Origin of the sequence: Streptomyces wedmorensis, assembly GCF_000716445.1 — a bacterium.
Taxonomy (GTDB): domain Bacteria; phylum Actinomycetota; class Actinomycetes; order Streptomycetales; family Streptomycetaceae; genus Streptomyces; species Streptomyces wedmorensis.
This window is the reverse complement of sequence record NZ_JNWK01000006.1, coordinates 1-21257: the sequence shown is the minus strand read 5'-3', so window position 1 is coordinate 21257 and position 21257 is coordinate 1. Positions and strand designations below refer to the sequence as shown.

17 protein-coding genes are annotated in these 21257 nt (G+C 74.3%); 10 read left to right on the top strand and 7 right to left on the bottom strand.

All coding sequences use genetic code 11. The features are described 5' to 3' along the window. Window positions 1–100: 100 nt before the first annotated feature. Both OO54_RS06545 and OO54_RS06540 read left to right on the top strand, forming a co-directional pair. The gene (locus OO54_RS06545; protein WP_033202080.1) at window positions 101–1333 is read left to right on the top strand and encodes a hypothetical protein; all 1233 of its coding nucleotides are present in this window, start codon (window positions 101–103) and stop codon (window positions 1331–1333) included. 91 nt (window positions 1334–1424) lie between these two features. After that, window positions 1425–2036, top strand: a complete 612-nt coding sequence (locus tag OO54_RS06540; protein ID WP_033201933.1) for a DoxX family protein — start codon at window positions 1425–1427, stop codon at window positions 2034–2036. On the opposite strand, the gene OO54_RS43325 is transcribed toward OO54_RS06540, so the two are convergent. Together OO54_RS43325 and OO54_RS06535 are read right to left on the bottom strand one after the other, a co-directional pair. Next, window positions 1946–2206 carry a hypothetical protein gene (locus tag OO54_RS43325; RefSeq protein ID WP_078905079.1) on the bottom strand — a complete coding sequence of 87 codons (261 nt, stop codon included), beginning with the start codon at window positions 2204–2206 and terminating at the stop codon, window positions 1946–1948. The genes OO54_RS06540 and OO54_RS43325 overlap by 91 nt on opposite strands. Next, window positions 2193–3539, bottom strand: a complete 1347-nt coding sequence (locus tag OO54_RS06535; RefSeq protein ID WP_078905078.1) for a PspC domain-containing protein — start codon at window positions 3537–3539, stop codon at window positions 2193–2195. Before OO54_RS06535 ends, OO54_RS43325 begins: the two co-directional genes overlap by 14 nt. Before the next feature lie 156 nt (window positions 3540–3695). Here OO54_RS06535 and OO54_RS06530 point away from each other — a divergent pair, with 156 nt between their 5' ends. Continuing rightward, the gene (locus tag OO54_RS06530) at window positions 3696–4958 is read left to right on the top strand and encodes an ATP-binding protein (protein WP_017239650.1); all 1263 of its coding nucleotides are present in this window, start codon (window positions 3696–3698) and stop codon (window positions 4956–4958) included. Beyond that, window positions 4955–5677 (top strand): LuxR C-terminal-related transcriptional regulator, encoded by a 723-nt coding sequence (locus OO54_RS06525; RefSeq protein ID WP_033201931.1) that lies wholly within the window; start codon window positions 4955–4957, stop codon window positions 5675–5677. The genes OO54_RS06530 and OO54_RS06525 overlap by 4 nt, the downstream gene beginning before the upstream one ends. An 11-nt stretch (window positions 5678–5688) precedes the next feature. Here the strand turns inward: OO54_RS06525 and OO54_RS06520 are convergent, their stop codons facing one another. Continuing rightward, window positions 5689–6792 (bottom strand): C40 family peptidase, encoded by a 1104-nt coding sequence (locus OO54_RS06520; protein WP_033201930.1) that lies wholly within the window; start codon window positions 6790–6792, stop codon window positions 5689–5691. A gap of 343 nt (window positions 6793–7135) precedes the next feature. On the opposite strand from OO54_RS06520, the gene OO54_RS06515 reads away from it, so the two are divergent. Both OO54_RS06515 and pcrA read left to right on the top strand, forming a co-directional pair. Then, window positions 7136–7489, top strand: coding sequence for a hypothetical protein (locus OO54_RS06515; RefSeq protein WP_033201929.1), 354 nt, complete (start codon window positions 7136–7138; stop codon window positions 7487–7489). Between the two features lie 103 nt (window positions 7490–7592). Then, the gene (gene pcrA, locus OO54_RS06510; RefSeq protein WP_017239652.1) at window positions 7593–10040 is read left to right on the top strand and encodes a DNA helicase PcrA; all 2448 of its coding nucleotides are present in this window, start codon (window positions 7593–7595) and stop codon (window positions 10038–10040) included. A gap of 81 nt (window positions 10041–10121) precedes the next feature. Here pcrA and OO54_RS06505 read toward each other — a convergent pair whose 3' ends face one another. Next, window positions 10122–11816, bottom strand: a complete 1695-nt coding sequence (locus tag OO54_RS06505) for a M23 family metallopeptidase (RefSeq protein ID WP_033201928.1) — start codon at window positions 11814–11816, stop codon at window positions 10122–10124. Between the two features lie 223 nt (window positions 11817–12039). Next, window positions 12040–12834: a lipase family alpha/beta hydrolase gene (locus OO54_RS06500; protein WP_033201927.1), complete on the bottom strand. Its 795-nt coding sequence runs from the start codon at window positions 12832–12834 to the stop codon at window positions 12040–12042. A 303-nt stretch (window positions 12835–13137) separates the two neighbouring features. Here OO54_RS06500 and icmB point away from each other — a divergent pair, with 303 nt between their 5' ends. Beyond that, a complete protein-coding gene (gene icmB / locus OO54_RS06495) occupies window positions 13138–13545 on the top strand; it encodes a coenzyme B12-dependent isobutyryl CoA mutase small subunit (protein WP_017239655.1) in 408 nt (135 codons plus the stop codon). A 122-nt stretch (window positions 13546–13667) separates the two neighbouring features. Here the strand turns inward: icmB and OO54_RS06490 are convergent, their stop codons facing one another. Next, window positions 13668–15350, bottom strand: coding sequence for a DUF5691 domain-containing protein (locus OO54_RS06490; protein ID WP_033201926.1), 1683 nt, complete (start codon window positions 15348–15350; stop codon window positions 13668–13670). Window positions 15351–15388: 38 nt separating this feature from the next. Further along, complete coding sequence (locus OO54_RS06485) at window positions 15389–16741, bottom strand: SWIM zinc finger family protein (RefSeq protein ID WP_234439505.1); 1353 nt, start codon at window positions 16739–16741, stop codon at window positions 15389–15391. A 189-nt stretch (window positions 16742–16930) separates the two neighbouring features. Between OO54_RS06485 and OO54_RS06480 the strand changes: the two genes are divergently transcribed. From OO54_RS06480 to OO54_RS06470, 3 genes are all read left to right on the top strand, one after another. After that, window positions 16931–17344 (top strand): hypothetical protein, encoded by a 414-nt coding sequence (locus tag OO54_RS06480; protein WP_033201925.1) that lies wholly within the window; start codon window positions 16931–16933, stop codon window positions 17342–17344. Between the two features lie 161 nt (window positions 17345–17505). Next, window positions 17506–18663 (top strand): ATP-binding protein, encoded by a 1158-nt coding sequence (locus tag OO54_RS06475; protein ID WP_033201924.1) that lies wholly within the window; start codon window positions 17506–17508, stop codon window positions 18661–18663. Continuing rightward, on the top strand, window positions 18660–21203 hold the full coding sequence (locus OO54_RS06470) for a DUF5682 family protein (RefSeq protein ID WP_033201923.1): 2544 nt from the start codon (window positions 18660–18662) through the stop codon (window positions 21201–21203). Before OO54_RS06475 ends, OO54_RS06470 begins: the two co-directional genes overlap by 4 nt. Window positions 21204–21257 lie beyond the last annotated feature (54 nt).

Genomic DNA, 21257 nt, shown 5'->3' with positions numbered 1-21257 from the left:
GAGAGCCTCCGGTACGGCACAATTCCGTGGAATCAACGGTTGGTTGGCCCTTCGGGACGCACCGGTACGTGTCATGAAGTGAGCTCGGGAAGTGAGCACCGTGGCGGTTCAAGAGGCGAGACAGTACGGCGAGCACGCGACGGCCTGCGCCGGCTGCGCCCACTGCGGACAGACCGGCCACCGACGCGCGGTCGCCGCCTTCCTCGCCCGGCGCGACGAGCTCGCCGCCGGACACGGCGTCCCCGCGGCCGTCGCCCACTCCCCGGTCGCCGCCCGGCAGTGGGTCTCCGACGAGCTCGCCCAGTCCGCCCGCGCGGTCGCCGCCCGCGGCCGGGAGGCCGGGCTCGCCTGGCTCGACCGGGTACGGCGCGGCGGCCTCGGCGCGGTCTGGGGCGCCGTCCTCGCCCTCCTCCTCGGCCAGGCCCTCACCGCGATCGGCACCGGCTGGACCGGCGCCCGCACGGCCGGCCTCTGCACCGCCCTGGTCCTCGCCGTTCTGCTCAGCCTCGCCGCCCACGCCCACCGGGCGCGCGGCGGTCTCCTCGCCCCGCTGATCGGCGAGGACAACCGGCTCTCCACCACCCGCGCCGTCGCCGCCGGCTGGCTCCTGCTCCTCGGCTTCACCCTCCTGTTCCTGGCCTTCCGGTCGTCGGACGCGACCGCCTTCGGTCTGGCCCGCGGCGCGGGCCTGCTCACCGGCCTCGCCCTGGTGTCGGCCGTCACCGTCACCGCCCGTCTCGTCGTCGCCCGGGGCATCGCCTCCCGCCGCCTGCAGAAGGTGCGCGCCGACCGCCCGCGCGCCGCCGACCTCCTCTGCGACGACAGCGGCCGCGCCAGCCTCGCCGACGTCCAGTACCTCCTCGTCTCCGTCGCCGTCCCGGCCCTCGCCGCGGTCGGCCTCGCCCGCCACCCCGACCGGCTGCCGGACGTGCCCTGGTCCCTCGTCCTGCTCCTCGGCGTCTCGGCCGCCTGGCACCTCGCCGCGAAGTGCACCGAAGGCGTCCGCCCCACGATCCACTCCGTGGTCCGGTCGCGGGAGGCGGGCGACCTCGACGCCCCGATCCGCACGGGCGACGACATCGAGATCCGCGGCTGCGGCTTCGTCCCGCCCGGTGCCGGCGCCCCCGACCCGCTGACCCGGCTGGTCGTCCGCATCGGCCCCGTCCACGCCCACGTGCCCCTGGTGCCCGTCCCGGGGGGCTTCGCCAACCCCACCGACGCGGCCCTCACCGTCCCCCTCCCCGCCGACGTGGAACCGGGCCGGGTGGAGGTCTCGGTCGTGACGGCGGCGGGCGTGGAGACCAACCGGGTCACGATCGACGTGGTGGACTGACCGTCCGGCCCCTTTCCCGCGCCCCCCGGAGCAGGGTGCGAGGAGAATCGTTCCGCGAACAGTCGTACGGGACGTGGAGAGGTGACCGACGATGACGGGACAGGCGGACCGGACCAGCGACACGAGCGGCCCGGGCGGCGGCCCCGCCGGCTCCGGCGGCCCGGGCGGCTCCGGCGGCCCGGGCGGCTCCGGCGGCCCGGGCGGCACCGGGCGGGTCGCGCGGTGGAGGGCGGCCCTCGACAAGGGGAGGGCGGTCGCCTCCCGCTACGCCCTCCTTCCGCTGCGGGTCTTCCTCGGGGTCACGTTCATCTACGCGGGGCTCGACAAGCTCACCGACCCCGGCTTCTTCGCCGACAGCGGCAGCGGTTCCATCGGCGAGACGATGCGCGGGGTCCGCGACTCGTCCGCGATCCCCGCCCTCGTCGACCTCGCGCTCAACAACCCCACCGGCTTCGGCTACGCCATCGCCTTCGGGGAGATCGCCGTCGGGATCGGGACCCTGCTCGGCTTCTTCGCCCGCCTGGCGGCGCTCGGGGGCGCGCTGATCTCGCTGAGCCTCTGGCTGACCGTGAGCTGGCAGGTGAACCCGTACTACCTCGGCAACGACCTCGCCTATCTGATGTCCTGGCTCCCGCTGGTGCTGGCCGGGGCGTCGGTGCTGTCGGTGGACCGCTTCCTCGCCGAGCGGCGTCGTATTCGATAGGCGACCCAGGTCACGAGGGCCGCCAGGCCGAGCCCGCCGCAGAGGACGGGGACCACCGCGTACCACGGCGTCGTCCAGGCGCCGGTGGCGTCGCCCGCGTAGAGAGCGGCGAGGGCGAGGGCGGTGAGGCCGGCGAGCAGCCGGCCCGGACGGAACTCATGAAGCAGCACGGGTGACCTCCACCTGTCCGATGCCGACCTCGAGCGAGAGGTTCAGAGTGCCCGCCGGGGCGGTCCCGGCCGGCGGGTCGATCGTGCGGGTCACGTCACGGTCCGGCTCGATGTCGACGTCGTTCGCCGGCTCGCCGGGCAGCCGCAGGTCACCGAGGCCCACCTGGGCGTGCACCTTCACGACCGCGTCCTTCGGGACGATCACCTTGAGCTGCCCCGCGCCCACCTCCGCCGACGTCGAGACGGTCGAGCCGACCGGGACCGGGAGCCCCGACAGGTCGAGCGTGCCGACCCCGGTGCCCACCTCGTAGCGCGGCTGCACGGCGGCGACGGACGCCGGCTTCCACGTCTCGCGCATCCAGTCCGTCGTGATCTCGTGGGGCAGCGCCGTCGCCAGGGCGAGCAGTCCCGCCGTGATCACGGTGTGGAAGACCGTGCCGAACCCGGTCCGGCCGAGGAAGCTGCTCACGACCAGGCCGAGCCCGAACACCGCGAGGGCGGCGACCAGACCGGTCTGCAGGCTGGTGCCCAGGGGCTGGGTCTCCCAGGTCAGAGCGGTGCCGAGCACGGCCGCGACGATGGCGAGGAGATGCACGAGACCGCCGATGGAACGCGGGCTCCGTCTGATCGAGGGCTGCGGGCGCCCCGGGGCCGCCGGAGGGGGACCCCACTGGCTGCCGGGCTTCGGCACCTCGCCGCCCACCCGGCCGTCCTCGTCCAGGACGCCGTGCGGCCCCCACAGGTAGCCCACGGCCACCTTGCCCGTCGAACCGTCCTTGACGATCGGGTCCTTCCACCAGGAGGGGAACTCGACCATCGGCGGTGCCTTGGTCTCCGGCGGGGCGTCGGAGGCCACCATCGCGGCGGCAGCCGACTCCACCCGGCCCTCGGGCTCCGCGCCGCCCGTCTGTCGGCGCCGCGACCACACGGCGGCCGCGCTCACCACGAACCCCACCAGGAGGGCGGAGCCCAGCATCGACCCGCTGTGCAGCATCGACAGGAAGATCCCGCAGCCCACGAGGGCCATCAGGACGGCGGCCAGCGACGCCCCGGAGACACGGCCGGTGAGCAGCCTGCGTCCCTCGTTCTCCTCCTCGCCCGCGAGCGGGATCAGCAGCCAGGCGAAGCCGTAGAAGATCAGTCCTATGCCGCCCGGGATCGCCAGCACGCCGACCGCGACCCGGAAGATCACCGGGTCGAGGTCGAAGTACCGGCCGAGGCCGCCGCAGACTCCGCCCACGACCTTGCTGCCGCGCGAGCGCTGCAGGGGCGGGGCGGGAACGGCCTCCGCCGCCGGCGGGGCCTCGTGCTGCGAAGGCATCGAACTCGTCATGCGTCCATGGTGACGGCCCGTGACGCCGAGCGGCACCGGGGCCGACCCTGGCCCGACCCTGATATTCGGTGCCCCTTCGTCCCCGAGTCGGCACCAGGGGCGATCTCAGGGCCGACCCTGATGTCCAGGGAGGGCCGAACGTGTGACGATCGGTGCATGTCCGCAGCCGCTCGTGTCACCGAGATCGACGAACCACCCGTGCGCAGGCTCTACCGGAGCGCCGACGGGCGGTGGCTCGGCGGTGTCGCGCGGGGGCTGGCCGGCCATCTCGGCCTGCCGGTCGTCTGGGTGCGGATGATCTTCGTCGTCCTCCTCTTCACGGACGGACTCGGTCTCGTGATCTATGCAGCGTTCTGGATCGTCGTCCCGCTGGGCGTCGGCGGCCGCGGCCTGCCGCGCCCCCTCTTCGAGACCACCCCCGACGGGCGCCGCCGACTGCGCAAGCCCGACCGGGGGCAGGTCCTCGCGCTGATAGCGCTCGCGATCGGCGGCGCGGTCCTCATCGGGAACATCAGCGTCGACGACGGCTCCGGACGGTACATATGGCCGGGGCTCCTCGTCTGCGGCGGCGTCGCCCTGGTCTGGCGCCAGGCGGACAACGCCCGCCGGGCCAGCTGGACCGAGGCCGGGCGCCGGCGCCGGACGCTCCAGCTCGTCCGCGGCCTGGCCGGGGTCGCCCTGGTCGGCACGGGCCTCGCGGTCTTCGTGGTGGTGCGCGGCTCCGTCGCCCAGCTCGGCACGGCCCTCACCGCCGCGGTCGCGGTCCTCACCGGCATAGCGCTGCTCGCCGGACCCTGGCTGGTCCGGATGTCGCAGGACCTCACCGAGGAGCGCACCATGCGCATCCGCGCCCAGGAGCGCGCCGAGGTCGCGGCCCACGTCCACGACTCCGTGCTGCACACCCTCACCCTGATCCAGCGCAACGCCGACGACGCCGGCGAGGTCCGCCGGCTCGCCCGCGCCCAGGAGCGGGAGCTGCGGAACTGGCTGTACAAGCCCGAGGGCACGGGCAAGGACGAGGAGCCGGAGACCGTGGCGGAGGCCGTGAAGAAGGCCGCGGCCGAGGTCGAGGACAAGCACGGGGTCCCGCTGGAGGTCGTGGTCGTCGGCGACTGTCCGCTCGACGAGGGACTGTCCGCGCAGATGCAGGCCGCACGCGAGGCGATGGTCAACGCCGCCAAGTACGGTGGCGAGGGCGGGGCCGTGCAGGTGTACGCCGAGGTGGACGGCCGGTCGGTGTTCGTCTCGGTGAAGGACCGGGGACCTGGCTTCGACCTGGATTCCGTGCCGGAGGACCGGATGGGCGTAAGAGAATCGATCATCGGCCGGATGCAGCGCAACGGCGGTTCGGCCCGGTTGCGGTCCGTTGAGGGCGGGGGCACCGAAGTGGAGCTTGAGATGGAGAGGGCGGACGGATGAGCGACGAGACCGGTGCGGCGAACGGAGCGGACGCGGACGCGGTGGCGGCGGGCACGGAGCGCCGGGTGCGGGTGGTGCTCGTCGACGACCACCGGATGTTCCGCACGGGCGTGCAGGCCGAGATCGGCCGGACCGACGTCACCGGCGTCGAGGTGGTCGGCGAGGCCGCCGACGTCGACCAGGCGGTCACCGTCATCACGGCGACCCGTCCCGAGGTCGTCCTCCTCGACGTGCACCTCCCCGGTGGCGGCGGCGTCGAGGTGCTGCGGCGCTGCGCGAGTCTGATGGGTGCGTCCGAGGACCCGGTCCGCTTCCTGGCCCTGTCCGTCTCGGACGCCGCCGAGGACGTGATCGGGGTGATCCGGGGCGGTGCCCGCGGCTACGTCACCAAGACGATCACCGGCACGGACCTGGTCGACTCGATCTTCCGCGTCCAGGAGGGCGACGCCGTCTTCTCCCCGCGCCTCGCCGGGTTCGTCCTGGACGCCTTCGCCTCGACGGACGCGCCGCCTGTGGACGAGGACATGGACCGGCTCACCCAGCGGGAGCGGGAGGTGCTGCGGCTGATCGCCCGCGGCTACGCGTACAAGGAGATCGCCAAGCAGCTCTACATCTCGGTGAAGACGGTCGAGTCGCACGTCTCGGCGGTCCTGCGGAAGCTCCAGCTGTCCAACCGGCACGAGCTGACCCGCTGGGCCACCGCCCGCCGCCTGGTCTGAGCCCGGCCCGGTCATCCCACGCGGGTCGCTCCGGCGAAGGGCATCTCGTCGATCGGGGCGATCCGCACCGGGGCGCCCGGCCGGGGGGCGTGGATCATCTGGCCGCCGCCGATGTAGAGCCCGACGTGGCTGATGCCGGAGTAGAAGAAGACCAGGTCGCCGGGGGCGAGCTGGGAGCGGGAGACGCGCTGCCCGGCGTTGATCTGGGTGTACGTCGTGCGGGGGAGGGAGACGCCGGCGGCGCGCCAGGCGGCCTGGGTGAGGCCCGAGCAGTCGTACGCGGAGGGACCCGTCGCTCCCCAGACGTACGGCTTGCCGAGCTGGGCGCGGGCGAAGGAGATGGCCTCGGCGGCCCGTGTGTTCGGGGCGGTCACCGGGCCGCGCTCGCCGCCCGAGGAGCGGTCGGCCCGCGCGGTGGCGGAGCCGGTCGAGTCCGATCCGCCGGTTCCCGCCGAGGTGCCGGAGCCGTCCCGGCCGGCGGTGGCGGCCTCGTACCGCGCCCGTTCCTCGGCGGTGAGCCGGGCGAGCAGGGTCCGGGCCTCCGCCAGCTTGCCGACCACGGCCGCCTTCTGCCGCCGCAGCTCCTCCTCGTGACTCCGCAGAGCGGTGAGGCGTCCCGTCGACTCGCCGCGCAGCTGACGGAGGGCGGCGAGCTCACGTCGTACGGCGCCGATCGCCACGGCCTGACGGTCCCCGGCCTTCTCGGCGAGGGCAGCCCGCTCCAGGTACTCGTCGGGGTCGGAGGTGAGGGCGAGCTGCACGGCCGGGTCGAGTCCACCGGAGCGGTACTGGGCGGCGGCCATGGCCCCGAGTCCGTCCCGGGCGGTGTTGAGCCGCTCGGTCCTGCGGGCCGCCTCGTCGCGCAGCCTGTCGAACGCGGCGCGGGCCTCGTCGGCCTTCTCCTTCGCCCCGTTGTACCGCTCCGTCGCGACCTCGGCCTCCTCGTACAGCCGGTCGACCTTCGCCTTGACCTGGGCCGCGGTGGGCCGGGGGTCCGCGTGCCCGGACCCCTCGAAGAGCGTCGCCGTCGCGGCGGAGGCGAGGGCGAGCGTGGCGGCGGTGCGGACCGCCTGACCACCGAGGGGGGACTGTCGGGACTTCCGGTGCGCTGCCACGAGGGCGGGTCACATCCTCTCCCTGAGGGGGACGGTGCCCGCCGGGCCGACGACGGCCGCCACAGGGGAGACGGCCGCCGCCGGATTTTCTCGGCGGGGGTGACCGACGACCGCCGGATCGCCGGCGGCGGTGGGGAGCCGGTCACCTGGTGGAGGACGCTAAACCTGGGGTCACGCCCCGGCGGGGAGTTGACCGCTATTGACGTCAGTTGACGGGTCGGGGACCGTTCCCGTTCGCTCGGAGTGAGGGGCCTGGGGACATTCGGCGGTCGGGCGACCGAAGCACCGAAGGGAGTGGACCCGGCCGGAGAGCGGTGCTAGGGCCCCGGTTAGGCTCCGCCCCATGGACGTACTCATCAATGTCTTCGTCGCCCTGCACATCATCGGTATCGCCTCGCTGCTCGGCGGGTTCCTCACCCAGATGAAGGCGATGGGCGCCGGTACGGCCCGCTTCAGCCCCGCGATGCTGCACGGCGCGCTGACCATGCTGGTCACCGGCGTCGCGCTCGTCGGCCTCAACCAGGCCGACGACCAGACCGTCAACAACGTCAAGATCGGCATCAAGCTGGCGATCCTCGTCGTCATCCTCGGCCTGGTCTACGTCAAGCGGGACGAGGAGCGGGTCGACAAGGGTCTCTTCGCCGCGGTCGGCGGCCTGACCATGGCGAACATCTTCATCGCGACCCTCTGGGTGTGACCCGGGCCGGCCGCCCGGTGTGACCGGTTCCGCAGGCGGGACGGCGAGGAGGGTTCCGAAGGCGGGCCCGGATGTCGGTGGGGCGTCCTAGACTCGTGAGGCGATGAGCAGCCTCTTTGACGACAGCTTCCTGGCCGGCCTCCAGAACCACTCCTCGGAGGAGCCCCCGCCCCACCCCGAGGACGACGAGCACGGCTCCCCGGCCGCGGAGGAGGTCCCGCACGACCTCTTCGGGGAGCACTTCGACGCGCCCCCGCCCCGGGACACGCACTACCGCGACGGCGCCCCGCGCCCCGTCGTGGACCCCGCCGCGCTCCTGGAGGGGCTGAACGAACAGCAGCGCGCCGCCGTCGTCCACACCGACACCCCGCTGCTCATCGTCGCCGGCGCCGGCTCCGGCAAGACCCGGGTGCTCACCCACCGCATCGCCCACCTCCTGGGCACGCGGCACGTCCACCCCGGCCAGATACTGGCGATCACCTTCACCAACAAGGCCGCCGGCGAGATGAAGGAGCGCGTCGAGCAGCTCGTCGGCCCGCGCGCCAACGCCATGTGGGTCATGACCTTCCACAGCGCGTGCGTCCGCATCCTGCGGCGTGAGTCGAAGAGGCTCGGCTTCACGTCCTCCTTCTCGATCTACGACGCCGCCGACTCGAAGCGGCTGATGTCCCTGGTCTGCCGTGACCTGGACCTCGACCCGAAGAAGTTCCCGCCGAAGTCGTTCAGCGCCAAGATCTCGAACCTCAAGAACGAGCTGATCGACGAGGAGTCCTTCGCCGACCAGGCCGTCGACGGCTTCGAGAAGACGCTCGCCGAGGCGTACCGCATGTACCAGGCACGGCTGCGCGAGGCCAACGCCCTGGACTTCGACGACATCATCATGACGACGGTCCACCTGCTCCAGGCGTTCCCCGACGTCGCCGAGCACTACCGCCGCCGCTTCCGCCACGTCCTCGTCGACGAGTACCAGGACACCAACCACGCCCAGTACACCCTCGTACGGGAGCTCGTCGGCACGGGCTACGAGGACCTCGGCCCCGCCGAGCTGTGCGTCGTCGGCGACGCCGACCAGTCGATCTACGCCTTCCGTGGCGCGACCATCCGCAACATCCTCCAGTTCGAGGAGGACTACCCGGACGCCACGACGATCCTCCTGGAGCAGAACTACCGCTCCACCCAGACGATCCTCTCCGCCGCCAACGCCGTCATCGAGCGCAACGAGTCCCGCCGCCCCAAGAACCTGTGGACGAACGCGGGCGCGGGCGCGCAGATCACCGGCTACGTCGCGGACACCGAGCACGACGAGGCCCAGTTCGTCGCCGACGAGATCGACCGCCTCACCGACACGGGCGACGCCAAGGCCGGGGACGTCGCCGTCTTCTACCGGACCAACGCCCAGTCCCGCGTCTTCGAAGAGATCTTCATCCGCGTCGGACTGCCCTACAAGGTCGTCGGCGGCGTGCGCTTCTACGAGCGCAAGGAGGTCCGGGACGTCCTCGCGTACCTCCGCGTCCTCGCCAACCCCGAGGACAACGTCCCGCTGCGCCGCATCCTCAACGTCCCCAAGCGGGGCATCGGAGAGCGCGCCGAGGCGATGATCGACGCCCTCTCGCTGCGCGAGAAGATCACCTTCCCGCAGGCCCTCAAGCGGGTCGACGAGGCGTACGGCATGGCCGCGCGCTCCGCGAACGCCGTCAAGCGCTTCAACGCGCTGATGGACGAACTGCGCACCGTCGTCGAGTCCGGCGCCGGCCCCGCCGTCGTCCTGGAGGCCGTACTGGAGCGGACCGGCTACCTGGCCGAACTCCAGGCCTCGACCGACCCGCAGGACGAGACCCGGATCGAGAACCTCCAGGAACTCGCCGCCGTCGCCCTCGAGTTCGAACAGGAGCGCGGCGAGGAGCCGGCGACCCTCGCCGAGTTCCTGGAGAAGGTCGCCCTCGTCGCCGACTCCGACCAGATCCCGGACGAGGACGAGGAGGGCCGGGGCGTCATCACGCTGATGACGCTGCACACCGCCAAGGGCCTCGAGTTCCCGGTGGTGTTCCTCACCGGCATGGAGGACGGCGTCTTCCCGCACATGCGCGCCCTCGGCCAGACGAAGGAGCTGGAGGAGGAGCGCCGCCTCGCGTACGTCGGCATCACGCGCGCGCGTGAGCGGCTCTACCTCACCCGCTCGTCGATGCGCAGCGCCTGGGGCCAGCCCTCGTACAACCCGGCCTCGCGCTTCCTGGAGGAGATCCCGCCCGCGTACCTGGAGTGGAAGCGGACCGGTCCGATGGTGAAGCCCGCCGGGCCGACCTCGGGGATCACGTCCTCGCTCTCGTCCTCCCGGTCCCGCTCCGGCCCCTCCGGGTTCGCCACCCGGCGTGCCGGGGAGAAGCCGGTGATCTCCCTCCAGGTCGGCGACCGGGTGACGCACGACCAGTTCGGCCTCGGCACGGTCATGACGGTGACGGGCGCGGGCGCCGACGCCCAGGCGACGATCGACTTCGGTGACGAGAAGCCGAAGCGGCTGCTGCTGCGGTACGCGCCGGTCGAGAAGCTGTAGTCCCGGCCCGCGGGACCCGCGACACCTACGAGAGAGGGCCCCGGCTCATGCCGGGGCCCTCTCTCGTAGGTGCGGGTTCGCTCAGTCGGTCGGGTCGAGGCCGTGGCTGCGCAGCCAGGCCAGCGGGTCGATGGCGCGGGTGCCGTTCGGCCGGACCTCGAAGTGGAGGTGCGGGCCGGTGGAGTTGCCGGAGTCGCCGGAGTACGCGATGACGTCGCCGGCCTTCACCTGGCCGGAGCGGATCTTGGCGCTGCTGAGGTGGCAGTACCAGGTCTCGGTGCCGTCCGGGGCGGTGACGATCACCATGTTGCCGTAGGCGCTGTTCAGCTGGGTGCGGACGGTGCCGTCCGTGGCGGCCATCACGGGCGTGCCGGTCATCACGGGGAAGTCGATCCCGGTGTGCACGGACATCCAGTTGACGCCGGACTGCCCGAAGCGCGCGCTGAGCTGGTGCAGCTTCACCGGCAGCGCGAACTTGGGGCGCAGCGCCTCCTTGCGGGCCGCCTCCTCCTCGCGCTTCTTCTTCTCGGCCTCCTGGCGGAGCCGGAGGTCGATGCGTTCCTGGGTGCGGCTGGCCCGGTCGCCGAAGTCGCGGGCGTCCGCGCTGAGCGCGGCGAGCTGGGTGTCGAGCGCGCTGTTGGCGGCGACCTGCTTGACGGAGGCCGGGTCGGCCGCGGCGAGCGAGGTCGTGTTGTCCTTCTGGCCGCCCTCCGTGGCCCCGGTCAGCCCGCTGACGGAGGCCGCGGCGATGCCGGCGACACCCATGACGCAGGCGGAGGGGACGGCGACGGTCAGCAGCGCGGACCGCTTGGCGGGGGTACGGCGGCGGCCGCGGCCGCCGCCGGAGGTGCGGCGCACCGGGCGGCCGGCGAGCGGGGAGTCCGTGCGGAGCTCGACGGCGGGCGCGTCGTCGGCGTCCGGGAGGTCCTCGTAGGCGTCGGGCTCGTCGAGGTCGTGGAGCTCCTCGACGGAGTCGGAGTCGGAGTCGGCCTCTGTGCCGGAGGCGGCGTCGGGGAAGGCGGCGTCAGGGAAGGCGCCGTCAGGGAAGGCGCCGTCCGTCTCCGCGTCGGGGACGTACTCGAACGCGAACTCGGCGGTGTGCTCGACGGGGCGCTCGGCGTGCTCCGTGTGGCCGACGGAGTGCTCGGACTGCGGGGTGTCCAGCGGCGTGTACTGCTGGGGGACGTGCGCCTCGGCCTCCGGCGTCGCGTGGTTCCACGCGGTCGCGTCATAGGTGCCGGTGCCGTTGTCGGTCACGAAGGCGGGGGCGGCCCACTGGCCGGTGGCGTCGTAGGACTCATAGCCGTACGCGCCCTGGGCGGCGTAGGCGCCGGCGTGGACGGTGTCGTACTGGCCGGTCTGCTGCGCCTCGGTCCACGCGGTGGCGTCCCACTGGCCGGTGGTGTCGTACGAGGCGGTCGTGGCGTACGAGCCGGTGGTGTCGTAACCGGTGGTGTCGTACGAGCCGGTCGCGTCGTAGGAGGCGGCGGCGGTCCACTGCCCCGTGGCGTCCCACTGGCCGGTCGTGTCGTACTGGCCCGTCGTGTCGTACTGCGTGGCGGTGGCGTACTGCCCGGTCGCGTCGTACTGCCCCGACAGGTCGTACTGACCGGTGGTGTCGTACGAGCCGGTGGCGACGCCGTACTGGCCGAGGTCCCACTGGCCGCTCTGGTCCGCCTGGCCGGCGTAGGCGCCGAAGAGCGGGTCGGTGGAGAAGCTGCCGGTGGAGTGGGCGCCGTCTCCGGCGTACCCGGCGTGGGGGTGCTGGTCGTTCACCAACGTCTCTCTCGCCTCGGCAGCAGGACCAGTCCGGGGTCGGGCCCGCTGAGGGGTGACCCGGGGGAAGCAGTGGCGCGACTGTACCCGGCGGTACGCGCGGCGGACAATCTTCCGAGGGGTTTGTGCCCGCAGGAAACGGGCAATCGGCCGTGTTTCGCCAGCTCGGAGAGAGAGCTTTGGCCTTGTGTTCGAGAAACGTTCGAAAAACGCTGTCGTGTGGTCAGGCGACCGATCCTGCGTCCGGCTCCTCCTGCCGGGCCCGCCCGGCCGACGGCCCGGCGGCGTCGAGGGCCTCCAGGACCCCCGCGACCACCGTCGGGTGGACGGAAAGCGCGAGATGGCCGATCCCGCTGACCCGGACGTTGTGCACGAGGAGGTCGGGGTGGTCGAGCCGGGCGGTCTCCACCGGCACCATCACCTGGTCCAGGTCGCTCCAGAAACTGACGAACCGGGTCCGGCAGCCCGGCGCGGGACCGGCCAGCTCCCGCAGCACCTCCGAACCGGGGCGCATCTGCCGGACCAGCGGATGGGCGTCCGCGAGCGGGGCCACGGTGGTGCCGGAGTGCGGGGTGCCGAGCATGACCAGGGTGCGGACCCGCGCGTCGCCGCCGAGCCGCTGCACGTAGTAGCGGGCGACGAGGCCGCCCAGGCTGTGCCCGACGACGTCGACCTCCGCCTGCCCCGTGCGGGCGCAGGTCTCCTCCACGCGGCGGCCGAGCTCCTCCGCGGCGGCCCGCAGGTCCCAGGTGAGCGGCGAGTAGTTCAGCGACTCCACGTGGTCGCGGCCGTGCCGGGCCAGGGCGCGGCGCAGCAGGACGAAGACGGAGCGGTTGTCGACGAAGCCGTGCAGGAGGACGACCGGGCGCCGGCCCGGCAGCGCGGCGGCGGCGGGGGGAGCGGAGGGGGAGAGCCGCTCGGCCACGATCCCCGACGGATAGAGGACGAGGTGGCCGGTCAGGACCGCGAGCTCCAGGGCGGTGGCCTTCATCAGGTTGGTGACCTTGGTGAGCTCCATGGCCGGCCTCCCGTACGGAGCGGGGGGCCGAGCGGTACGCCGGTACGGCGCACCCCCGCGCCGTACGGACGGCGGCACGGAGGTGCGGCGACCTCGTCACGGCTCCCTTTGCGACCGGGCCCCGCTTGCGGCTGGTGGGCCCAGGAGGAGGGCCCGAAAGCGGGGTACGGCGCAGAGCGAACATGTCCCACGTGTGATTTCCCCCTCCGGACGCGTCGCGAAACTGCCCGGTGCGGGATGCTGGGGATAACGTTCGTTCACCTCCCCGGCAGTCGTGCGCGGGGGTCGCATGTGGAGGCAGTGATGGGTGGAGCCGGACCGATCCGCGTGGTGGTGGCCAAGCCGGGTCTCGACGGTCACGACCGTGGCGCGAAGGTGATCGCGCGGGCGCTCCGCGACGCCGGCATGGAGGTCATCTACACCGGGCTGCACCAGACGCCCGAGCAGATCGTCGACACCGCCATCCAGGAGGACGCCGACGCGATCGGCCTGTCGATCCTCTCGGGAGCGCACAACACGCTGTTCGTGAAGGTGCTGGAGCTCCTCAAGGACCGCGACGCCCTGGACATCAAGGTCTTCGGCGGCGGCATCATCCCGGAGGCCGACATCCCGCCGCTCAAGGAGAAGGGCGTGGCGGAGATCTTCACGCCGGGCGCGACGACCGCGTCGATCGTCGACTGGGTGAACGCGAACGTGCGCGTGGCCGCGTAGCGGCGACGCGCCGACGACCTCATAGCCGATGGGTCCTCCCCAGGGGAGGACCCATCGGCTTTTCGCATGGCCCTCCGGAGAGCGCGACCTCGGGTCGCTCTCCGGAGCGGCTTCCCGAGGCGTCAGGCGCCGTACGTCCCCGCTGCCGCGTGTTCTCCGGTGAGCTCGGCGCGCATCGCGGCGCGCAGCCGGAGGGTGGAGACGAGGCGCTGGAAGGCCTCGGACCAGTAGCCGCCCGCGCCGGGGGAGACGTCCTCCGCCTCGTCGGGGAGCGCCGTCAGTGACTCCAGCTGCCGTGCCGCGGCCGGGGCGAGGCAACGCTCCGCCAGGCCCATCACGCCGCTGAAGCTCCACGGGTAGCTGCCCGCGTCCCGGGCGATGTCCAGGGCGTCGATCACCGCGGCGCCGAGCGGCTCCGCCCAGGGCACGTCGCAGACGCCGAGCAGCTGGAACGCCTCCGACAGGCCGTGCGCGGCGACGAAGGAGGCGACCCAGCGGGCCCGTTCCTCGGCGGGCAGCATCGACAGGAGCCGGCCGCGCTCGGCCAGCGACGACGTTCCTGGGCCGGTCGCGGGCGGGGCCGCGGGGGAGCCGAGCAGCGCGCGCGACCAGTCCGCGTCCCGCTGCCGCACGGCCGCCCGGCACCAGGCCGCGTGCAGCTCGGCCCGCCAGTCGTCGGCGACGGGCAGGGCCACGATCTCCTCGGGGCCGCGGCCGCCGAACCGGGCCGGCCAGCAGGACAACGGCGCGGCCTCGACGAGCTGGCCCAGCCACCAGGAACGCTCGCCGCGCCCTGCCGGCGGGACCGCCACCAGGCCGTCCCGCTCCATCGCCGCGTCGCACTCGTGCGGGGCCTCGACCGCGATCCTGGGCGACCCGGCCGTCCGGTCGAGGCCGACGCAGGTGGCGGCCCGGCCGGCCATCCGGCCCGCGAGCGCCGAGGCGGGCAGCGCGGAGAGCAGCTCGGCAGCGGTGGCCCGGACGTTGCGGCTGCGGTCGGCGAGTGCCGCCTCCAGGAACTCCTCGTCCGCGCCGGAGAGCCCGGTCCGCAGAGAATCGAGGAACATCAGCCGGTCCTCCGCCCGCTCGGCGGACCAGGTGGACGCGAGGAGGGCCAGCCCGGCCGCCGGGTCCCGGGTCCGTACGGCCGCGAGCAGGGCGACCCGCTCGGCGAACAGGCCCTCGTCCCACAGGGAGCGGACCCCTTCCGGGTCGTCCGGGGACGGCAGGTTGCCACCGGCGCCCGTGCCCCGCAGGGCGAACCTCCACTCGGGGTTGAGCCGGGCCAGCCACAGGCCGCGCGGCCCGGCGAGCCGGAGGGCCTGCGGCCGCAGATCGGTACGGGCCCGGGCCGCGTCGAGCAGGGCGGGCAGCGCGGCGGGCGGCGCCTTGTAGCCGAGCTCGTTCGCCAGGGCCAGCCACTGGGGGAGCAGTTCGGCGAGGTCCGGAGCGGCGCCGCGCCGCCCGGAGGGCGAGGGCGAGGCCCGGCCGGCGAGCAGCTGCTCCAGCCGGATCCCGGCGGCGGCCGGCAGAGGTCCGCGCGGGTCCTCCGGCGCGGGCTCCGGCGGAGCCACGGCCGCTCCGGGCCGCAGCCCCGCCCTGCGTCGCACGGTGTGCAGGGCCGCCTCGTCGAGCAGCGCGCCCGGCAGGCTCCCCGCGGCCGTTCCCGCGAGGGCGGCGGGCGGCCGGCGGTCGGTGCCGAGCAGAGCCGAGGTGACGAGCTCCTCCCAGGCGCGGGCGGATTCGTCGCCGGTGTCCTCAGGGCGGCCGGTGGGAGGGGTGGAGGCGGTCGTGGTGGTGTCCATCGGGGTCCTCCGGGCGGGCGGTGGGCGGTGGCCGGGGGTCATATGAGGGGGACGGTCTCGCCGGGGGCCTCCGGCGACCAGGCGGCGAGGGGCGTGAAGCCGCGGTGGCCGCACTCTCCGAAGACGGTCACGGGCGCGCCGCCGGACAGGGCGACGAGCCGCCAGAGGCCCGGGCGGGACTGGGCGGCGGGGGTCAGCGGGAGGGCCTCGCGGCCGTCCGCGTCGGCGAGCTGCCAGCCGTACTCAGCGCGCGCCGGTACGACGTCCCGCAGGGTCACGGGCCAGGCGTCCAGCCACGGGTCGTCGCCCAGCGCGCGGCCGTAGGCGTCCAGGGCCGCGCCGACCGGGCCGCCCGGCGGCGGGGCGGCGGGGCCGGCGACCGGGGCGAAGCGCTCGCCCGGCTCGGCCCGCAGCCTGCCGGAGCCGGGGTGCGGGGTCAGTTCGCCGTCGAGCAACGCGCCGACGGGGAACGCCAGTCGGGGTGCCCGGCCCGCCGCGCCGAAGGAGAGCAGGAGGGCGGTGCGCCGGCTCGTCGCGCCGTGCAGCCAGATCCGTCGGGTCGTCAGCCGGGCGTCCGCCGTGTCGTACTGGGCGAGGACGTGCCAGTGGTCGCGCACCGGGGAGCCGTCGGCCGGGGCGGTGAGGCCGACCCGGCTCCGTACGGTCGCCGCGAGGTCGGGAGGCAGCCGGTCGGCGGCGAGCCACGCACGGTCGAGGAGGTGCGTGAGCGCGCACTCCTCCAGGAGGCGCACGGGCCAGCCGGGCCCCGAACCCGGTATCGCCCCCAGTTCGCGGACCCGGCCCGCGAGGCCCGGCGCCTGGGCGTCGACCATGCGGGCGGCCGTCTCCTCCCACAGGCCGTACCCGGTCTGCTCGGCCGTCGCGAGGCCGCCGCGCAGCAGGTCGGCCAGCCGCTGCTCCAGCTCCCGCGCGCCCGCGGTGATCCGGGCGGCCCTGCGCTCGGCGCGGCGGCGCGCGGCCTCGGGATCGGCCGTGGCGCCGGCCGGAGCGCCGGTCTCGGCCCGCCGGGCCGCGCTGTCGGCGCGCTCGCGTCGGCCGGCGAGCCACTGCCCGGCCCAGTCGGGCGCGGCGGCGGCGTCGTCGAACGACGTCGGGTCCGATGCCTGGAGGAGCAGCAGACCCAGCGCGTGCTTGCACGGGAACTTGCGGCTGGGGCAACTGCACGCGTACGCGGGCCCCGTGGTGTCGACGACCGTCCGGTACGGCGCGCCGCCGCTGCCCTTGCACAGGCCCCAGACGGCGCCTTCGCCGCGGCCCGTGCCGGACCACGGCCCGGCCGTGCCGAGCTTGCTTCCCGCTTTGCGCGAGGCGTCGTCAGGAGCAAGTGCCAGCACCTGCCCAGCCATCCAGCGCACCCCCATGGCATTCATGTCACCGACGCTAGAGGCCGCCACTGACAACGGCGCCGACCTGGGGTGTTCGGCGGTGGGGAGGCGCGGGCCAGGTGCCGGCGGGAGACCTGACGACTCCGGCGGAGCGATTTGACTTTACTCTCCCTTTGCGATTCGCTGCGCAAACCGACCGTTCGTTCTGTACCACGTTCCTGGGGGAACCCCGCCATGAATCGCACCGTCCGCACCGCCGTCTCGGCCCTCGCCGTCGCCGGCCTCGCACTCGGCCTCGGCGCCTGCTCGGAGGCCGCGGAGAAGGCCGCCGACCAGGTCGACAAGTCCGTCGGCGAGAGCTACGAGGTCACGTACGAGGTCAGCGGCAAGGGTGTCGAGTCGATCGATTACCACGCAGGTGACGGCACCGCGATGGCCCCGCACGTCGAGTCGGAGAAGAAGCCCACCACCCCGTGGAAGAAGACGGTGACGCTGAAGGGCATCATGCCGCCGGCCGTCATGCCGATCTCGCTCGCCCCCGCGGACCTCACCTGCAAGGTGATCTACAAGGGCGAGGTCATCAAGGAGGCCAAGGGCGAGCAGGCGATGGCGGGCGGCTGCGTCGCCGTCTCGCCGCTCATGAGCTGACCCTCGCTCGACTCCCCGGCGGGGTCCGCCCCCCGTCCTGACCCTTCCTCAACTCCCCGACAGGGCCCCCTCATCGCCTCTGACCAGCGGCGACGGCCCATTGTCAGTGGCATGGTGCACGGTGGATCGCACAGCAGGTCGAACGATCTGGAGGGGGATCCATGCCCGTGCCCGAAACCATCGCGAAGCCCGGTTCCGGTGTCGAGACGGACACCGGACCGGGACGGCCGCAGACCGCCGCGGAGGCCCTGCGGCCGCACGCCGAGCACGCCTTCGCCGACGAACTCGCGGCGCTCGCCGCGGCCGACGACCGCCCCCGGCCCGCCCGCTGGCGCCTCTCGCCGTGGGCCGTCGCCACCTACCTCCTCGGCGGCACCCTCCCCGACGGGACGGTGATCTCGCCCAAGTACGTGGGACCGCGCCGCATCGTCGAGGTCGCCGTCACCACACTCGCCACCGACCGCGCGCTCCTCCTGCTCGGCGTGCCCGGTACCGCCAAGACCTGGGTCTCCGAGCACCTCGCCGCCGCCGTCAGCGGAGACTCCACGCTCCTCGTCCAGGGCACCGCCGGAACGCCCGAGGAGGCCATCCGGTACGGCTGGAACTACGCCCGGCTCCTCGCCCACGGCCCCGACCGGGAGGCCCTCGTGCCGAGCCCCGTGATGCGGGCGATGTCGCAGGGCATGACCGCCCGGGTGGAGGAGCTCACCCGCATCCCCGCCGACGTCCAGGACACCCTCATCACGATCCTGTCCGAGAAGACACTGCCCGTCCCCGAACTGGGCCAGGAAGTGCAGGCCGTCCCCGGGTTCAACCTGATCGCCACGGCCAACGACCGCGACCGCGGCGTCAACGAACTCTCCAGCGCCCTCCGCCGCCGCTTCAACACGGTGGTGCTGCCGCTGCCCGCGACCCCCGAGGCCGAGGTCGACATCGTCACGCGGCGCGTCGAGCAGCTCGGCCGCTCCCTGGAACTCCCGGCCGCACCCGCGGGAGTCGACGAGATCCGCCGCGTCGTCACCGTCTTCCGCGAGCTGCGCGACGGCGTCACCACCGACGGGCGGACGAAGGTCAAGTCCCCCTCGGGGACGCTCTCCACGGCCGAGGCCATCTCCGTCGTCACCGGCGGCCTCGCCCTCGCCGCCCACTTCGGCGACGGCGTCCTGCGCCCCGCGGACATCGCCGCGGGCATCCTCGGCGCGGTCGTCCGCGACCCGGCGGCCGACCGGGTCGTCTGGCAGGAGTACCTGGAGACGGTCGTCAGGGAGAGAGACGGCTGGAAGGACTTCTACCGCGCCTGCCGCGAGGTGAGCGCATGACGCCCACCGCCACCCCGGCCGAGCCCCGAGTGACGAGCGCGGACCTCGACGCCGTGACCGTCGCCGCATCACCCGCCGGAGCGGCCCGGGCCGGCGCCGCGGCCGGCGGGCCGCGGCGCCGGGGGCCGCTGCTGCTCGGGGTGCGGCACCACGGGCCCGGATCCGCGCGGGGCGTGCGGGCCGTGCTGGAGGCGGAGAAGCCCTCGGCCGTGCTGGTCGAGGGACCCGCCGAGGCCGACGCGCTCGTGGCGCTGGCGGGAGAGGAGGACATGCGGCCTCCCGTCGCCCTCCTGGCGCACGCCGTGGACGACCCCGGGCGGGCCGCGTTCTGGCCGCTGGCAGAGTTCTCGCCCGAGTGGGTCGCGATCCGCTGGGCACTGGACCGGGGGGTCGCGGTCCGGTTCATCGACCTGCCCGCCGCGCACACCCTCGCCGCCGACCCGACCTGGGACGACGGGGAGGACGAGGTCACCGGGAGCGGGCGGATCGACCCGGTCGCCGAACTCGCCGGGGCCGCCGGGTACGAGGACGCCGAGCGCTGGTGGGAGGACGTCGTCGAGCTGCGCGGGGACGGCGACCCCACCGCCCCGTTCGAGGCCCTCGCCGAGGCCATGGGCGCCCTGCGCGAGGCGTACGGCCACGGCGGCCACCCCCGCGACCTCGTCCGCGAGGCGCACATGCGGCTCCGGCTGCGGGCCGCCCGCAAGGAGTTCGGCGACGACGTCGCCGTCGTCTGCGGCGCCTGGCACGTCCCCGCCCTCGCCCGGAAGACCACCGTCGCCGCCGACCGGGCCCTGCTCAAGGGCCTCCCCAAGGTACGGACCGAGACGACCTGGGTCCCCTGGACCCACCGCAGGCTCGCCCGCCGCTCCGGATACGGCGCCGGCATCGAGGCACCCGGCTGGTACGGGCACCTCTTCGCCGCACCCGACCGACCCGTCGAACGCTGGATGACCAAGGTCGCCGGACTCCTCAGGGCCGAGGACCACCCGGTGTCCCCCGCCCACGTCATCGAGGCCGTCCGGCTCGCCGAGACCCTCGCCGCCCTGCGCGGCCGGCCGCAGCCAGGCCTCGACGAGACGACGGACGCCGTCCGCGCCGTCCTGTGCGAGGGCTCCGACGTGCCGCTCGACCTCGTCAGGGACCGGCTCGTCGTCGGCGACGTCCTCGGCGAGGTCCCGGCCGGCGCCCCCGCCGTCCCCCTCCAGCGGGACCTGAGCCGCCGACAGCGCACCCTGCGCCTCAAGCCCGAGGCACAGGAGCGCGAACTCGAACTCGACCTGCGCAAGGAGACGGACGCCGAGCGCAGCCGACTGCTGCACCGGCTACGGCTCCTCGGCGTCGCCTGGGGCGAGCCCGCCGCCGGGCGGGCCGGCACCGGCACCTTCCGGGAGACCTGGCGACTGCGCTGGGAGCCCGAGCTGCACGTCCAGGTCGCCGAGGCGGGCGTCTGGGGCACCACCGTCGAGGCCGCCGCCACCGCCAAGGCCGAGACCCGGGCCCTGGCGGCGACCGCCCTCGCCGACATCACCGCCCTCGCCGAGCACTGCCTCCTCGCCGGACTCGCCGACGCGCTCCCCGTCGTGATGCGGTCGCTCGCCGACCGCGCCGCGCTCGACACCGACGTCGCCCACCTCGCCCAGGCCCTCCCCGCCCTGGCCCGCTCCCTCCGCTACGGCGACGTCCGCGGCACCGGCACCGACGCCCTCGCCGAGGTCGCCGCGGGCCTCGCCGAACGGATCTGCGTCGGTCTGCCGCCCGCCTGCACAGGCCTCGACACGGACGCCGCCGCACAGATGCGGGACCGGCTCGACGCCGTCCACACGGCGATCGGCCTCCTCCCGGCCCACCCCGCCCCGCCGGTCCCGCGGGACCCGCCGGACCACCCCGCCCCGCCGGTCCCACCGGACCCGCCGGTCCCATCGGACCCGCCGGTCCTGCGGGTCCCGCAGGCTCCGCGGGACCCGCAGACCCTGACGGATCCGACGACTCAGCCGGACCCGAGTGCCGTGGGCCCCGGCGGCGGCCTCCCCGATCGCTGGGCCGGGACACTGCGCCGCCTCGCCGACCGCGAGCGGATACCGGGCGTCCTGCGGGGGCGGGCGGCCCGGATCCTCCTCGACGAGGGCCGGCTCGCCGCCGACGAGGCGGCACCGCTCATGAGCCGCGCCCTGTCGCCCGGCACCCCGCCGGCCGACGCCGCCGCCTGGATCGACGGCTTCGCCGGCGGGGCCTCCGGCGGCGGACTGCTCCTCGTCCACGACGAGCGGCTCCTCGGCCTGGTCGACGCCTGGCTCACGTCCGTACCGGCCGGGGCGTTCACCGACGTCCTGCCCCTGCTGCGCCGCACCTTCTCCGGATACGAGCCGGGCGTCCGCCGCACCCTCGGCGAACTGGTCGCCCGGGGCCCGCGCTCCGCCGCCGCGGCCCGCCCGGCCCCCGGCGGCACCCCCGGCTTCGCCGCCGGCCTCGACCGGGACCGAGCGGATGCCGTCCTGCCCCTCCTCCACCTCATCCTCGGCACGGAGGCCCTCGCATGACCACCGACACCCGCCCCGGCGGCCCCGCCACCGTGCCCACCCCCGCCCCCAGCC

What these genes read in the sequence shown, in the direction of transcription:
- OO54_RS06540 (WP_033201933.1), top strand. Translation starts at nt 1,425, where the DNA reads ATGACGGGACAGGCGGACCGGACCAGCGACACGAGCGGCCCGGGCGGC.
- OO54_RS06535 (WP_078905078.1), bottom strand. Translation starts at nt 3,539, where the DNA reads ATGACGAGTTCGATGCCTTCGCAGCACGAGGCCCCGCCGGCGGCGGAG.
- OO54_RS06530 (WP_017239650.1), top strand. Translation starts at nt 3,696, where the DNA reads ATGTCCGCAGCCGCTCGTGTCACCGAGATCGACGAACCACCCGTGCGC.
- OO54_RS06525 (WP_033201931.1), top strand. Translation starts at nt 4,955, where the DNA reads ATGAGCGACGAGACCGGTGCGGCGAACGGAGCGGACGCGGACGCGGTG.
- OO54_RS06515 (WP_033201929.1), top strand. Translation starts at nt 7,136, where the DNA reads ATGGACGTACTCATCAATGTCTTCGTCGCCCTGCACATCATCGGTATC.
- pcrA (WP_017239652.1), top strand. Translation starts at nt 7,593, where the DNA reads ATGAGCAGCCTCTTTGACGACAGCTTCCTGGCCGGCCTCCAGAACCAC.
- OO54_RS06500 (WP_033201927.1), bottom strand. Translation starts at nt 12,834, where the DNA reads ATGGAGCTCACCAAGGTCACCAACCTGATGAAGGCCACCGCCCTGGAG.
- icmB (WP_017239655.1), top strand. Translation starts at nt 13,138, where the DNA reads ATGGGTGGAGCCGGACCGATCCGCGTGGTGGTGGCCAAGCCGGGTCTC.
- OO54_RS06490 (WP_033201926.1), bottom strand. Translation starts at nt 15,350, where the DNA reads ATGGACACCACCACGACCGCCTCCACCCCTCCCACCGGCCGCCCTGAG.
- OO54_RS06485 (WP_234439505.1), bottom strand. Translation starts at nt 16,741, where the DNA reads ATGAATGCCATGGGGGTGCGCTGGATGGCTGGGCAGGTGCTGGCACTT.
- OO54_RS06480 (WP_033201925.1), top strand. Translation starts at nt 16,931, where the DNA reads ATGAATCGCACCGTCCGCACCGCCGTCTCGGCCCTCGCCGTCGCCGGC.
- OO54_RS06475 (WP_033201924.1), top strand. Translation starts at nt 17,506, where the DNA reads ATGCCCGTGCCCGAAACCATCGCGAAGCCCGGTTCCGGTGTCGAGACG.
- OO54_RS06470 (WP_033201923.1), top strand. Translation starts at nt 18,660, where the DNA reads ATGACGCCCACCGCCACCCCGGCCGAGCCCCGAGTGACGAGCGCGGAC.